The organism is Vibrio aquaticus (genome assembly GCF_003970385.1).
GTDB classification, from domain to species: Bacteria; Pseudomonadota; Gammaproteobacteria; order Enterobacterales; family Vibrionaceae; genus Vibrio; species Vibrio aquaticus.
On the sequence record NZ_RXZH01000005.1, the window covers coordinates 186,829 to 201,503 of the forward strand.

12 protein-coding genes are annotated in these 14,675 nt (G+C 45.0%); 3 read left to right on the plus strand and 9 right to left on the minus strand.

The annotated features are described in order from the left end of the window. Positions 1-46: 46 nt before the first annotated feature. From EJ063_RS12945 to nagA, 5 genes are all read right to left on the minus strand, one after another. A complete protein-coding gene (locus tag EJ063_RS12945) occupies positions 47-1,438 on the minus strand; it encodes a peptide MFS transporter (RefSeq protein ID WP_126574700.1) in 1,392 nt (463 codons plus the stop codon). Positions 1,439-1,723: 285 nt separating this feature from the next. Then, positions 1,724-3,388: an asparagine synthase B gene (gene asnB, locus EJ063_RS12950; RefSeq protein WP_126574701.1), complete on the minus strand. Its 1,665-nt coding sequence runs from the start codon at positions 3,386-3,388 to the stop codon at positions 1,724-1,726. A 224-nt stretch (positions 3,389-3,612) separates the two neighbouring features. Next, the gene (locus EJ063_RS12955; protein WP_126574702.1) at positions 3,613-5,202 is read right to left on the minus strand and encodes a cation:proton antiporter domain-containing protein; all 1,590 of its coding nucleotides are present in this window, start codon (positions 5,200-5,202) and stop codon (positions 3,613-3,615) included. Between the two features lie 85 nt (positions 5,203-5,287). Further along, positions 5,288-6,502, minus strand: coding sequence for a DNA-binding transcriptional regulator NagC (gene nagC, locus EJ063_RS12960; protein WP_126574703.1), 1,215 nt, complete (start codon positions 6,500-6,502; stop codon positions 5,288-5,290). 2 nt (positions 6,503-6,504) lie between these two features. Continuing rightward, positions 6,505-7,641, minus strand: coding sequence for an N-acetylglucosamine-6-phosphate deacetylase (nagA, locus tag EJ063_RS12965; RefSeq protein WP_126574704.1), 1,137 nt, complete (start codon positions 7,639-7,641; stop codon positions 6,505-6,507). Positions 7,642-8,121: 480 nt separating this feature from the next. Between nagA and nagE the strand changes: the two genes are divergently transcribed. Then, on the plus strand, positions 8,122-9,696 hold the full coding sequence (nagE, locus tag EJ063_RS12970) for an N-acetylglucosamine-specific PTS transporter subunit IIBC (protein ID WP_126574705.1): 1,575 nt from the start codon (positions 8,122-8,124) through the stop codon (positions 9,694-9,696). Between the two features lie 247 nt (positions 9,697-9,943). Beyond that, a complete protein-coding gene (glnS, locus tag EJ063_RS12980) occupies positions 9,944-11,614 on the plus strand; it encodes a glutamine--tRNA ligase (RefSeq protein WP_126574706.1) in 1,671 nt (556 codons plus the stop codon). A gap of 131 nt (positions 11,615-11,745) precedes the next feature. Here glnS and fcrX read toward each other — a convergent pair whose 3' ends face one another. Continuing rightward, positions 11,746-12,195 carry a ferric iron uptake transcriptional regulator FcrX gene (fcrX, locus tag EJ063_RS12985; protein ID WP_126574707.1) on the minus strand — a complete coding sequence of 150 codons (450 nt, stop codon included), beginning with the start codon at positions 12,193-12,195 and terminating at the stop codon, positions 11,746-11,748. Between the two features lie 202 nt (positions 12,196-12,397). On the opposite strand from fcrX, the gene EJ063_RS12990 reads away from it, so the two are divergent. Next, positions 12,398-12,898 (plus strand): DUF4442 domain-containing protein, encoded by a 501-nt coding sequence (locus EJ063_RS12990; protein WP_126574708.1) that lies wholly within the window; start codon positions 12,398-12,400, stop codon positions 12,896-12,898. A 65-nt stretch (positions 12,899-12,963) separates the two neighbouring features. Here the strand turns inward: EJ063_RS12990 and fldA are convergent, their stop codons facing one another. The 3 genes from fldA to EJ063_RS13005 form a co-directional block, all read right to left on the minus strand. Next, positions 12,964-13,497: a flavodoxin FldA gene (gene fldA / locus EJ063_RS12995; protein WP_126574709.1), complete on the minus strand. Its 534-nt coding sequence runs from the start codon at positions 13,495-13,497 to the stop codon at positions 12,964-12,966. A 43-nt stretch (positions 13,498-13,540) separates the two neighbouring features. Then, a complete protein-coding gene (locus tag EJ063_RS13000) occupies positions 13,541-13,762 on the minus strand; it encodes a DUF2788 domain-containing protein (protein WP_004413180.1) in 222 nt (73 codons plus the stop codon). Between the two features lie 93 nt (positions 13,763-13,855). Next, positions 13,856-14,620, minus strand: a complete 765-nt coding sequence (locus tag EJ063_RS13005) for an alpha/beta fold hydrolase (RefSeq protein ID WP_126574710.1) — start codon at positions 14,618-14,620, stop codon at positions 13,856-13,858. Between the last annotated feature and the right edge of the window lie 55 nt (positions 14,621-14,675).

Consider the following 14,675-nt stretch of genomic DNA (forward strand, 5'->3'; position numbering starts at 1 on the left):
TGATGGTCGGGCGTTTTTATTTGTTGATAGCCGTTACAAGGAAAGCCTAAGCAACTTGAGTTTGTTGCTCTTCTACTTGCTCGGCGTTACTCATTGTAGTTTCAGCGCCGTGCATCCAACGAACCAAGGTGTTTGAGAACATCAGTAGAATTACACCTGATACCGTCGCCGCGATAGCGATACCACCGAAGATTGGCAGCGCACCGAGTTCACCAACGTGAGAACCGATTAGGCCAGCCACATAGTTAGCGATGGCATTGAAGCCAAACCACGCTCCCATCATAAGAGACGCAAGGCGGAGTGGAGCAAGCTTAGTCACAAGCGACAAGCCAATAGGCGATAGACAAAGTTCACCTAGAGTATGAAAGAAGAATGCACCGACAAGCCAAAGCATTGATGTTTTCACTGTCGTGTCACCACCTTGCTCCATGACTGCACCGACCATACATAGGAAGCCAAGTGCTAAGAAAAACAGTGCTAATGCAAATTTCACCGGAGAATTAGGTTCTTTAGGGCCTAATTTCACCCAAAGCGCAGCAAGAACAGGTGCAAGCGTAATGATGAAGAACGGGTTAAGTGACTGAAACCAAGCGGCAGGGACTTCAAAGCTGCCGAGCATACGGTCGGTATATTGCTGGGTGTAGATGTTCATCAGGCCGCCAGCTTGTTCAAACCCCGCCCAGAAAACAATCACGAACAAGCCCATGACTAGAATTACTTTTAGTCGGTCGACTTCTTGTTTCGTCAGCGGTTGCTTTTGAGACGAATTTTTCTTTTCTAAATCACGCGCTGCTGCAGGAACAACACCAATCTCGCCAAGCCAAGATTTCGCTAGTGTCATTTGCATGATTAAGCTCACAATCATGCCTAAACCTGCCACTAAGAAGCCTGCTTTCCAGCCAAACTCATTGGTTACCGATCCAGACACAACCCCAGCAATCAACGCACCTAAGTTAATCCCCATGTAGAAGATGGTAAACGCACCATCACGGCGATTGTCACCTTCTTCGTAAAGGTCGCCGACCATCGTAGAGATATTTGGTTTAAATAGACCGTTACCAGCAATCAATAGTGCTAAGCCAAGGTAAAAACTGTGGGTAATGCTAAGGCCAATCATGTCAGCTGGAAGCGCTAAGGTGAACTGACCAATTGCCATCAGTGCGCCACCAATCAAAATTGAACGGCGTTGGCCTAGATAATTGTCGGCAAGGTAGCCACCAATCATCGGAGTAATGTAGACAAGTCCAGTATAGATGCCATAAAGATCGAGGGCATCTTTAGTCGACCAGCCTAAACCACCGTTGAGGGTCGTATCTGTCAGATAAAGCACTAGGATGGCACGCATTGCGTAGTAAGAGAATCGTTCCCAAAGTTCTGTACCGAACAGAAGGAACAGGCCACGTGGATGACCGAAGAATTGTGGATGTTGGTTTGGCATAAGTTTTACTAATCTGAGTTATTACAGTTTTTTATTTGTCTCTACATATACTCCTTAGGGTATTTCTCTGCAAATGGGTAAATATACAAATCTGTCTGGTGCATAATTATAAGTTATTGAAATTTAGTGGTATTCCGTTGTTTTTTGGTAGGGTTAAGTCGTGCTACAAACTTAGATTCCAAAATTGAGTATTGTCTGGGGAGAGGTTGATTAACGGGAGGTCACACTTAGACGAGAAAAGAAAAAAGGCACCGAAGAGGTGCCTTTACAGATTCAATGAATCAATTAGTAAGCGTCGTTGTGGACACTTTGTACCGCGCGACCTGAAGGGTCAGCCATGTTCTTGAATGACTCGTCCCACTCAATTGCTTTCGCTGAGGAACACGCTACAGATGGGCCACCTGGTACACACTCTGCCGCTGATGGTAGCGGGAACAACTCTTCAAAGATTTCACGATATACGTAGCCTTCTTTGGTCGTTGGCGTGTTGTATGGGAAACGGAATGCCGCGGTTTCCAATTGCTGGTCAGTGACTTTTTCTTCCGCTACTTCTTTCAGTGTATCAATCCAGCTGTAGCCAACACCATCAGAGAATTGCTCTTTCTGACGCCATGCGATGGCTTCTGGAAGGTAGTGCTCAAAACACTCACGAAGGATATGTTTTTCCATCTTTCCGTTGCCACACATCTTATCTTCAGGGTTTAGACGCATTGCCACATCAATAAATTCTTTGTCTAGGAAAGGTACACGACCTTCAACGCCCCATGCTGCTAGCGACTTGTTCGCACGGGCACAGTCAAACATGTTCAACGCAAGCAGCTTACGAACCGTCTCTTCGTGGAACTCTTTCGCGTTTGGTGCTTTGTGGAAGTAGAGGTAACCGCCGAAGATCTCGTCCGCGCCTTCTCCAGACAGCACCATCTTGATGCCCATTGCTTTGATCTTGCGCCCCATTAGGAACATAGGCGTAGATGCGCGGATGGTTGTCACATCGTAAGTTTCAATATGGTAGATAACGTCACGGATGGCATCTAGACCTTCTTGAATCGTGTAGGTCATTTCGTGGTGAACGGTACCAATTTGGTCAGCGACTTCACGTGCCGCTTTAAGATCCGGCGCGCCCTCAAGACCAACCGCAAATGAGTGAAGTTGTGGCCACCAAGCCTCTGATTGCTCATCATCTTCGATACGCATAGCGGCAAAGCGTTTTGCTACTGCAGATGTGATGGATGAATCTAAGCCACCTGAAAGGAGTACACCGTATGGAACGTCGGTCATTAGCTGGCGCTTAACCGCTGCTTCTAGAGCTTCAGTCAGTTCTTCTTTGCTTGTGCTGTTACCTTGAACTGCTGCGTATTCGTTCCAGTCGCGGATGTAGTAACGTTGAGGCTCTGAATCACCACTGCTGTAGTAACTACCAGGAGGGAACTCGCTGACAGTTTTACATACAGGAACAAGGGCTTTCATTTCAGAAGCAACGTAGTAGTTACCGTGCTCATCGTAGCCTTGGTATAGAGGGATGATACCGATGTGGTCACGGCCGACTAAGTACGTGTCTTTTTCTTCATCGTAAAGAACGAAGGCAAAGATACCATTCAGTTCTTCGAGAAGGTCGGCACCGAGATCTTCATAAAGCGCTAGGATAACTTCACAGTCAGAGTCGGTCTGGAAGTCGTATTTTCCCTCGTAACGAGCACGAATTTCTTTGTGGTTGTAGATTTCACCGTTGACGGCAAGGATGTGTTTTTTATCTGAGCTGTATAGAGGTTGAGCACCACTATTAAGACCAACGATCGCTAAACGTTCATGCGCTAGAATCGCTTTTTCTGATGAGTAAATACCTGACCAGTCTGGGCCACGGTGGCGAAGCTTTTTAGACATTTCTAACGCCACTGGGCGCAGTGCTTCTGGATCACTTTTGATGTCTAAAATACCAAATATAGAACACATACAACTTCCCTTTAAAAATACATTAACCTTATGCCTTCAATTTGCCATTATGATTAAAAAAATCAACCGTATTTAAAGAAAAAAATAATAACAGGCCGTGGTTGGTGAATTTTATTTAGTTTTATAGGCTTTTTGGTGAATGAAATCTAGGTTTTGTCTGTTTTGTGCTCTGTGTGGTAAAAAAGCCGTTCAAAAGAACGGCTTATTTCACAAGTTTGATGTGGTTAAGAAGGGCGATGAAACTCAGGTTTTAGCTGGTCGCACACGTGTCGAGCGAAGCCACTGCCGGCCTCATTATAAATATTGAAGGCGGCATCAACTCCCCCGTTGGTGAGTGCTTCCAATTGGTCAGGATACTCAGCAATCGCGGCAATTTGGCCTTTGAAATTGCGCTGATGAAGTTGTTCAAGGGCAATCTGATTACCTTGGTGATGTGGCATCGCAAGGAGCACGAGCTTGACATTGGCGGTATCTAAAATGCGTTCCCAAAAATCCGGGTCAGTTGCATCGCCCGTAATGACATTACGTCCATGAGCTTTGTGCTGGTGGGCGGCTTCTTCACGAACCTCGATACCTAAGCTGATTTTTCCGTAGCGGTTTCTCAGTTCATCATAAGCACCAGTGCCAATACGCCCCATGCCTAGGATCAAAACCTGAGCATGACCTGGGTTGATAAGCTGATCACGAGTATTCAGCTTTTCAGCGGCAGTTTCACGTAACCATTTACCTGAACGTTGATAGAGCGCATGTCCATGACGATTTATCGGTGCTGAGAGCACAAATGAAATCGAAACCGCAATGGCTAAGGCCACCATGATTTCGCTGCTCATCCACCCCATTTTGAAGGCAAGCCCCCCAACGATTAGACCAAATTCACTGAAGTTAAATAGACTTAATGATGCAAGTAATGAAGTACGAACGCGGAACTTGAAGGTATTAAGAACCAGAAAGTAGAGGATGCCTTTGAGTGGCAGAAGCAGCATAAACAATATCGCTAATGCAAAGCCTGAGAGCGTTGGTGTTGCTGATAAGCCAATGTTTAAGAAAAAACAGACGAGGAAGAGTTCTTTAAGGTTAAAAAGAGACTTAGACAACTCGGATGCTTTCTTATGTGAGGCGAGTAGCATACCTAAGATCAGTGCGCCTAAATCAGGCTTCATACCAACCAGTTCAAATAAGCCAGCACCAGCGACTAAGGCTAAGAAGATACCCAGTAGGACCAGCATTTCACCGTGCCCAACCCAATCGAGAAGCTTGAAGAAAAGAGGGCGAATCAGGGGCAGTGCAAACAGGGCAACGGCGTACCATTCCGGAAGTTTACCGGTTGAGGCCGTGAGGAAGACAACAGCGAAGATATCTTGCATGACTAAGATACCGATAGCGATCGTGCCGTAAGTCGCGTTCATCTCCCCCTTTTCTTGTAACGTCTTAACAGCGAAAACGGTACTAGAGAAAGAGAGAGCAAAGCTTAAGAGCGCCAGTTGCTCAAGTGACATCGCAGCAAGAGAGCTGACACCAAGGAACTTAAAGCAAAGTAAGGCAACGCTAAAGATGGCGGTCGATAAGAGATTATGAACCGTTGCCCCTGCCCAAATCTCTTTGGACAGCAGTGTTTTGATATCCAGTTTTAGGCCAATGCTAAATAAAAGCAGCGTGACACCAAGGTCGGCGAGAGTGGTTATTGTGTCATTACTTTGGTAGCCAAACGCATGGAGGCCAAAGCCTGCGAGTAAAAATCCAACGAGGGGAGGGAGGTTACATTTGAGTGCAACAAAGCCAGCCAAAAAAGCCGTTGAGATTAAGATAAGTTCCATATTTGTATTGTTTTGTCCTAAAAAAACGGGCTACATCTAGTAGCCCGGTATTCTAACTCAATTGGTTGCTTAAGTGGGGATAAGATTAATCTTCTAACAACTTTTGTAACAATACCCCATTGAGCATCGCACGTTTAATCATTGCGAATGCACCAAGCGTTGGCTGCTTGTCAATCAGAGAAGCAACAATAGGAAGCTCGCTATGGAATGTCGTTAATGATTGGTTCTCAACGTTGCGGCGAATTGCAGGGAAGATGATGTCTTCACATTGAGTGATGTCACCAGCAATGACCACTTTTTGTGGGTTAAATAGGTTAATGGTAATCGCGATTGCTTTACCCAACTTATTACCCACGCGAACGAGGCTTTGTTTCGCCAGTTCGTCACCAAGGTTTGCATGTTCACACACATCGGAGATGTTGATTGTTTCCAAGGTAGTGAGGCTAGATTCGTAACCTTGCTTAATGAGCTTATTCACGCGTTCAACGATGGCAGGGTTTGCAGCAACGGTTTCTAAACAACCGAAGTTACCACATTGGCATTGTTCACCTAATGGATCAATTTGAATGTGGCCGATTTCACCCACGTTACGGTTAAAGCCTAAAAAGACCTGTCCATTAACGATAATGCCTGCACCAGTACCGCGGTGTACGCTGACTAGGATCGAATCTTGGCAATCTTTACTTGCACCGAAGTAGTGTTCAGCTAATGCCATACCACGGACATCGTTACCGACGAAACATTGAACGTGGAAGGTATTACGAATAACTTCAGAAAGGGCGAGATTATCAACCGAGATGTTTGGCATATATTCAACAACGCCGGTTTCTGGGTTAACCAAGCCTGGCAAGGTGACACCAATCGCAATCATCTGATTGATGTTGGTTTGATTTGACTGAATGAACTGTTTAAGTTGCGAGATTAGCCCTTCGATCAATTCTTCTTGGGTGGTATAGAAGAACTCATAGTAATCAGAGGAGATTTCTTTACCGCCTAAGTTATAGAGACTGAACTGAATATAGTCACGCCCTAGACGGATGGCGACTGAGTGGAAGGGTTCGACTTCGGTCGTCAGTGAAATCGCGCGTCGACCACCGGTAGAGGCTTGTTGCGCGACCTCTTTAATTAGGCCGCGCTCTAGAAGTTGGCGGGTAATTTTTGTAACGCTCGCTGGCGCTAGTTGGCTGACGTCAGCAACTTGGATCCTAGAGATGGGGCCTTGTTGATCGATTAGCCTGTAAACTGCAGCACTGTTCAGCTGTTTTACTAAATCTACGTTACCTATTTGTCCGCCATTCATTCTTAATTTTGCTCGTATTGTCCGTTAACAACAGTCGCTTGAACATTGAAGTCACGATCAAATACAGTGAGGTTTGCAACCATGCCTTTCTTAACGCGGCCTAGTTGTTCATCAACACCGATTGCTTTTGCAGGGTACAAAGTAGCCATGCGTAGTGCTTCGTCCAGAGCGATTCCGACATGCTCAACAGTATTTTGAACTGCTTCAATCATTGTAAGTGCTGAGCCGCCTAGTGTGCCGTTTTCATCAACACACTTACCATCACGGTAATATACTTTCTTACCTACAAAAATAAAGTAATCCATGTCAGCGCCTGCAGGAGCTGTGGCATCGGTCACTAATACTAATTTTTCGCCCTTAATTTTGTGAGCGATACGAATGTTCGCATAATCGACATGGAACCCGTCAGCAATGATACCTGCATATACGTCTGGCGTATCGTAGATAGCACCAACCACACCTGGTTCACGGCCAACCATTGGCGTCATAGCGTTGAATAGGTGAGTCGCGAAAGTAATACCCGCATCGAAACCACGGCGCGCTTCAGCGTATGTCGCGTTCGTGTGACCGATAGACACGACGATACCCGCTTGCTTAAGGCGCTCGATGTGTGCAGATTCGTTGTGTTCAGGTGCTAATGTCACTTTAGCGATAACGTCAGCGTTGTCACACATGAAGTCAATCATTGAGTCGTCAGATGGACGGATGAAATCTATGCTGTGAATGCCTTTTTTCGCAACGTTAAGGTAAGGACCTTCTAGGTGCAGACCTAGTGATTGGTTCTCGTACTTCGCGTGGTAGTCACGCGCAGCAGCTACCGCTTGACGCATATCTTCGTCAGACGAAGTGATCAGCGTCGGTAAGAAGCTAGTACAACCTGACTTTAGGTTTGCTTCATGCATGATTTGCATTGTGTCAGCGGTGATTTCATCGTTTAGCATCACGCCACCACAGCCGTTCAACTGTAAATCGATAAAGCCAGGGCTCACATTCACGCCTTGTAGATCACGAGTTTCGATGCCTTCTGGTAGCTCAGAAACTGGGCAAACAGACTCAATCAAGTTGTTGTTGATGATTACCGCGTGTTCAACGAGGACGTCGCTGCCGGTGTAGATTTTACAGTTAGTTAGCGCATACATGGTTAGCTAATCCTTATAGGTTAGATTCTTAATACTTTTAGTCGTCTAATCGAGGCTTTTTCACAAGCTGTTTTACTTTATTTGTGAGCTTCAATTAGGTCGCAAAATATCTATAGCAAACGAAGAAATGAGTCTTCTAAAATTAATGTTCAGCTTGGCTTTTACTCTGGTGGCTAACCGTCACACTTATGTTAGTAAGGTTCCCCTTATCGTAGTGATAGCCACACTCTAAGCCTATTTCTGTAGGTAAAGAGTAACTCGATTTTGCTAGGATGATTGCTATTTTTTTGTATTGTAAAATAAGTTTTATGATCTCGCTAGCAAAAACCTCGCATATTGCCAGTTTCTGGTGATTAGGATCACAAATGATGAGGTTTTAATTTGCGGAGCAAAATTAATATCATAAACTGAGCAGGACTAAATTGAGCGGCTAAAAAAAGTGGCTCGACAAAATACAAAATCCTATAGGGGGAACTTAAGGTGAATATTCTTGGATATGCGCAAAAGCTAGGTAAAGCTCTTATGCTACCTATCGCAACGCTTCCAGTTGCGGCGCTCTTACTACGTTTGGGTCAAGGTGACCTTCTAGATATCCCATTCATGGCGCAAGCTGGTGGTGCTATCTTCGGTCAACTACCGTTACTATTCGGTCTAGGTATCGCGATTGGTCTTTCTAAAGACGGTCAAGGTGCTGCAGGCCTAGCTGGTGCAGTTGCGTACTTCGTACTGACAGCAACAGCAACAACAATCAATGCTGACGTTAACATGTCATTCTTCGGTGGTATCATCGCTGGTATCATTGCTGGTCACTCTTACAACGCTTTCCATGCAACTCGTCTTCCTGAGTGGTTGGCATTCTTCTCTGGCAAACGTCTAGTACCAATCATGGCTGGTCTATTCGCGCTAGTAGCAGGTGCTGTGTCTGGTGTTGTTTGGCCAACTATCCAAGGCGGCCTTGACGCTCTAGCACACGCAGTTTCTACTTCAGGTGCTGTTGGTCAGTTCGTTTACGGTACTCTTAACCGTGCACTTATCCCTGTAGGTCTTCACCACGTTCTTAACTCTTACTTCTGGTTCGGTATGGGTACGTGTCAAGAAGTTCTAGTTACTGGTGCTCAAGCTGCTGGTCAAGCTCTTCCTGCTCTACAACAGCTTTGTGTAGACCCAGCTCTAGCTAAGACTCTTGTTGCTGGTCAATCACACACATTCGAATTCGCTAACTCTGTAACTCCAGAAATTACTGCAACTGTTAAAGAAGTAACTGAAACAGTTAAGTCTGGTGACCTACACCGTTACTTCGGCGGCGATAAGTCTGCTGGCGTATTCATGAACGGCTTCTTCCCTGTAATGATGTTTGGTCTACCAGGTGCTGCTCTTGCAATGTACCTAGCAGCTCCAGCTGAAAAACGTAGCCAAGTTGGTGGTGCACTATTCTCAGTAGGTTTCTGTTCATTCCTAACAGGTATCACAGAGCCACTAGAATTCATGTTCGTGTTCCTAGCTCCAGCTCTATACGCAATGCACGCAGTATTCACTGGTCTATCTCTAGTTGTTGCTAACATGTTTGGTACGCTACACGGCTTCGGTTTCTCTGCAGGTCTAATCGACTTCATTCTGAACTGGGGTCTAGCAACTAAGCCGGTAACTCTACTTCTAATCGGTCTAGGCTTCGGTGCTCTATACTTCTTCACATTCACATTCGCTATCCGCGCTTTCAACCTGAAATCGCCAGGTCGTGAAGATGATGACGAAGAAACAGTAGCCGCTCCAGCTGGTGAAGCGAAAAGTGGTGACCTAGCTCGTCAATACCTAAAAGCTCTAGGTGGTCACGACAACCTAACTTCAATCGACGCTTGTATCACTCGTCTACGTCTTACTCTAAAAGACCGCTCTGTAGCTGACGAAGTTGTACTTAAGAAGCTTGGTGCGAAGGGTGTAGTTAAACTAGGTGAGAACAACCTTCAAGTTATCCTTGGTCCTCTAGCTGAAATCGTTGCTGGCGAAATGAAAGCAATCGGTGCTAACGAAGACCTATCTGATGTAAAACTTCCTTAGTAACCACTGGTTAATAAGTAAGTGATAAAAGCCTCCTTCGGGAGGCTTTTTTGCGTTTGGTGCTTAAGGAGAGATGAACAATGCTAGCTTCTTAACCAGACAATGAAAAAAAAAGTGTTTTCAGTCGAGATATTGTTGTGTAATCCACCAGAATTGTGGATCATTAGACGTTATGTACTTGGCGGCTACTGATGTCGTCAAAGTAAAGAATTATCTGAACAATACTACAACAATTGAGGTGCTATAGATGAGTGAAGCTGAGGCTCGTCCATCGAATTTCATTCGCCAAATCATCGATAAAGATTTAGCGGATGGTACACACACAAGCGTGCATACTCGTTTCCCACCAGAGCCGAACGGTTATCTGCATATCGGTCACGCTAAGTCAATTTGCTTGAACTTCGGTATTGCTCAGGACTACCAGGGTCAGTGTAACCTTCGTTTTGATGACACTAACCCAGAAAAAGAAGACGTTGAATACGTTGAGTCAATTAAGAATGATGTGAGCTGGTTAGGCTTTGAGTGGAGTGGTGATGTATGTTACTCATCAAACTACTTCGACAAGCTATATGGCTACGCAGTGGAATTAATTAACAAAGGCTTAGCGTACGTTGAAGAGCTAAGTCCTGAGCAGATCCGTGAGTACCGTGGCACACTTACTCAACCAGGTAAGCCAAGCCCATACCGTGACCGTACGCCAGAAGAGAACCTAGCGCTATTTGAAAAGATGCGTGACGGTGGTTTCGAGGAAGGTAAAGCGTGTCTACGTGCGAAGATTGACCTTGCGTCTTCTTTCATTGTACTGCGCGATCCTGTTATTTACCGTGTTCGTTTTGCAGAGCATCACCAAACAGGTGACAAATGGTGCATTTACCCAATGTACGATTTCACGCACTGTATCTCTGATGCGCTAGAGGGCATTACGCACTCTATCTGTACGCTTGAATTCCAAGACAACCGTCGCTTATACGATTGGGTTCTAGACAACATTACGATTGATTGTCAGCCTCGTCAGTACGAGTTCAGCCGACTCAACCTAGAGTACACAGTAATGTCTAAGCGTAAGCTTAACCAACTTGTGACTGAAAACTTAGTTGACGGTTGGGATGATCCACGTATGCCGACTGTTTCTGGCTTACGTCGTCGTGGCTTTACTTCTGCGTCTATTCGTGAATTCTGTAAGCGTATTGGTGTGACTAAGCAAGACAACATGATTGAAATGGGCTCACTAGAGTCTTGTATCCGTGATGACTTGAACGAAAATGCACCTCGTGCGATGGCTGTTCTTGATCCAGTTAAGATCGTGATTGAAAACTTCGAAGAAGGTAACGTTGAGTCACTAACGGTTGCGAATCACCCGAACAAACCGGAAATGGGCGAGCGTGAGGTTCCATTTACTCGTGAAGTTTGGATTGAGCGTGAAGATTTCCGTGAAGAAGCGAATAAGAAATACAAGCGTCTAGTGCTTGGTAAAGAAGTTCGCCTACGTGGTGCTTACGTGATCAAAGCTGAGCGTATCGAGAAAGATGCCGAAGGCAACATCACTACTATCTTCTGTACTTACGACAACGAGACGCTAGGCAAAAACCCAGCAGATGGTCGTAAAGTGAAAGGTGTTATTCACTGGGTATCAGCGGACAAAGGTCTTCCTGCAGAGATTCGTCTGTACGACCGTCTATTCACCGTGCCTAACCCAGCAGCCGCGGACAACTTTGCAGAAACGATCAACCCAGAGTCTCTGGTTAAGCTAAATGGCTTTGTTGAACCAAGCCTTGCTCAAGCAGAAGCAGAGAAAGGGTACCAGTTTGAACGTATGGGCTACTTCTGCGCGGATGCGAAAGAGTCTAAGCCAGAAGCGCTTGTATTCAACCGCACTGTCGGCCTACGTGATACTTGGGCAAAAATCGAAGCCAAGTAATTACGAGCTGAACATACTGAAAAGCCAGTCGCATCGACTGGCTTTTTTATTGCCGCTTTCTGACTAAGATAAGAAGTAAAAAAAAACGCCAGCCTAGGCTGACGTTTATGAATGCGAAAGAATCGTAGCGATTATTTCTTAGCTTTATGAGCGTCTGGGTTGTCTTTACAGCTACCGTCAGCACATTTCCCGTAAAGGTATAAGCTGTGGTTGGTAAGAATTACGTTATATTTTGCCGCAACTTCTTTTTGGCGCTCTTCAATGATGTCGTCAGAAAACTCAATGACCTCGCCACAATCTAGACATACTAGGTGGTCGTGGTGATGTTGGGTTGATAACTCAAACACTGACTTGCCACCTTCGAAGTGGTGACGAGTCACGATACCTGCATCATCAAATTGGTTTAATACTCGATAAACGGTTGCTAGACCAATCTCTTCGCCGAGATCAATCAGCTTTTTGTACAGTTCTTCAGCACTGATATGTTGGCAGTCAGGTTGCTGTAGTACTTCTAAAATCTTTAGTCTTGGGAGGGTAACTTTAAGACCAGCATCCTTTAGCGCTTGGTTATTGTCTGACATATACTTTCCTGTTGATGATCTGCAGTAACTAACAGAATTCAATATTCCTATCATTATAGGGCAGTACCCAGTAACAATAAACCACGAAGTTCAAAGGGTTACTACTAATTTTTTATAAAGTTGGGAGAGGTCACTGACTAATGACATCCGACCAGTTACAATTGCGTAACATGTGTAGGTAATGGCAACTTAGGGATCAAGGATGAATAAGTCGTTGGCGAAAATTTATCGTCCAGGTGTAGTGAAATTTGCGCTTAATAGTTGGCCTCCATTTTGGGGGGCAGGAATTAAAATTCTATCGATCAGTGATGACTTCAGAGAAGTAAAAATGCGGCTAAAATTGCGCTGGTGGAATAAGAACGCTAATCGGACTCAGTATGGTGGCAGCATCTTTTCTTTGACCGATCCCGTCTACTCTCTAATGCTGATGGGGATTTTAGGCGATCAGTATTATGTCTGGGATAAGGAAGCGAGTATTAACTTTATCAAACCTGGTCAAACGGATTTGTATGCTGACTTCTGTGTCAGCCAAGATCAGCTACAAGACATTCTTGAGCAAACAGCCCACGGGGATAAATGTTTCCCAGAATTTATTACGTATGTGAAAGATGCTAATGGTGCTGTCATTTCAGAAGTGCAACGTAAACTTTATGTACGTAAGAAACCAAAGTATCGTGAAGAAACGGAGCAGCAGCCGGCTTGATTCGTCATCAATTGATACAAAAAAACCTCCAAGCCGGAGGTTTTTTTAACGTCTAAAAGCGCCAATTAGTCTTCTAGTTCAGCTAAGCACATTTCTTCGTGAATCTGCTTACACCAGTTGTTTACGCGCTCATCAGTCAGCTCTGGTTGACGGTCTTCATCGATACATAGACCAACGAAAAGGCTGTCATCACCTTCTACAAGGCCTTTAGAAGCTTCGAATTCGTAGCCGTCAGTTGAAGTGTGGCCCAAGATTGTGCCGCCTTTTGCTTCAACGATGTCACGAACGGTGCCCATCGCATCACAGAAGTACTCTGCGTAATCTTCTTGGTCACCACAACCGAAGATAGCGACTAGCTTAGTTGAGAAGTCGATTTGCTCTAGCTCTGGGAAGAAGTCATCCCAGTCACATTGCGCTTCACCGTAGTACCAAGTTGGGATACCAAGAAGCAGAAGGTCGAAGTTATCGATATCTTCTTTGCTGCTTTTTGCAATATCTTGAACGTGAACCAGTTGTTTACCTAGTTGCTTTTGAATCATCTTTGCAACAGCTTCAGTGTTACCTGTGTCGCTACCAAAGAAGATGCCTACACTTGCCATAGATTCGCTACCTTTACTATTTTCTGTTGTGAGATCGACTCGATCAGCCGATACCACCACCTTCCCAGCTTAACTGAATTATGCCTTTAGCAATAAAACCAGCACAGCCAAGGAATAGAACTAACCATACAATGCGACGACCGAAAGGGGGAACGTTACCCGCTTTTAAGACATCTTTTATCGCCATACCAATTAAGAAAAAGATAGACGCAAAAAGTAGATCGAGCCCAATAGACTCGAGCATGTTCATGTAGTCGTAAAGCATGGGGTCCCTTTATGCCAAATTACTTGCGCCGCACTATACCACTGTTAATAGATAAAGTTAACGGGCAGAGCGCAACGGATCTCTCATTCTCTTCTAGGCAATGAACTTACGAATTGAACGTAATACTTCAGCCGGTTTTTCCGCGTGCAGCCAATGGCCAGTATTAGCAATAACGTGGGCTTTCGCATGCGTAAACTGCTGCTGCACATCGCTCTGATGTTCAGCAGTTAAGTAGTCTGAGTCTCCACCTTTGATAAACAAAGTAGGGGTATCAATTGGGCTAATTGGGTTCCAGCCTAAAATTTCCCAGTAATTGTCCCACAAGCTTTTGACATTGAAGCGCCAAGATAAGTGATCACCATTGTTAAACAGAGACTTCCCTAAAAACTGTCTTACACCTTCAATTTCAATATGCTCAGCCAATATCTCGAGAGCTTGCTTGCGGCTTGTCGGCTTTTTCTCGATGACGGCCTTGAGACCGGAAAAGACATTATCGTGACGGCTTTGGGTATACTTAACTGGAGCCATGTCCAATACCAGCAATTTAGCGACACGTGCTTGATCGATCTCAGCCAGCTTCATGGCGACTTTGCCACCCATTGAGTGACCAATGATCGTGTAAGTATCAATGTTTAGGTGATCCAGGACCTCTCGCACATCTTGCGCCATGAGTTCATAGTTATGCTGCTGGCTTTGAAAGGAGACTCCGTGGTTACGAAGATCAATGCTGATCACTTGATAATCTTGTTTAAGATCGCGAGCGAGTAGCCCCAAGTTGTCCAAATTTCCAAACAATCCGTGGATCAATACAGTGGTGTGACCCTCACCTTCGACTTTGTAGTTGAGCAGATGTGACATTTTATTTTATTCGTTACAGGTAAACCGTAGAGTCTCATGAAAGATCTCGCTATAA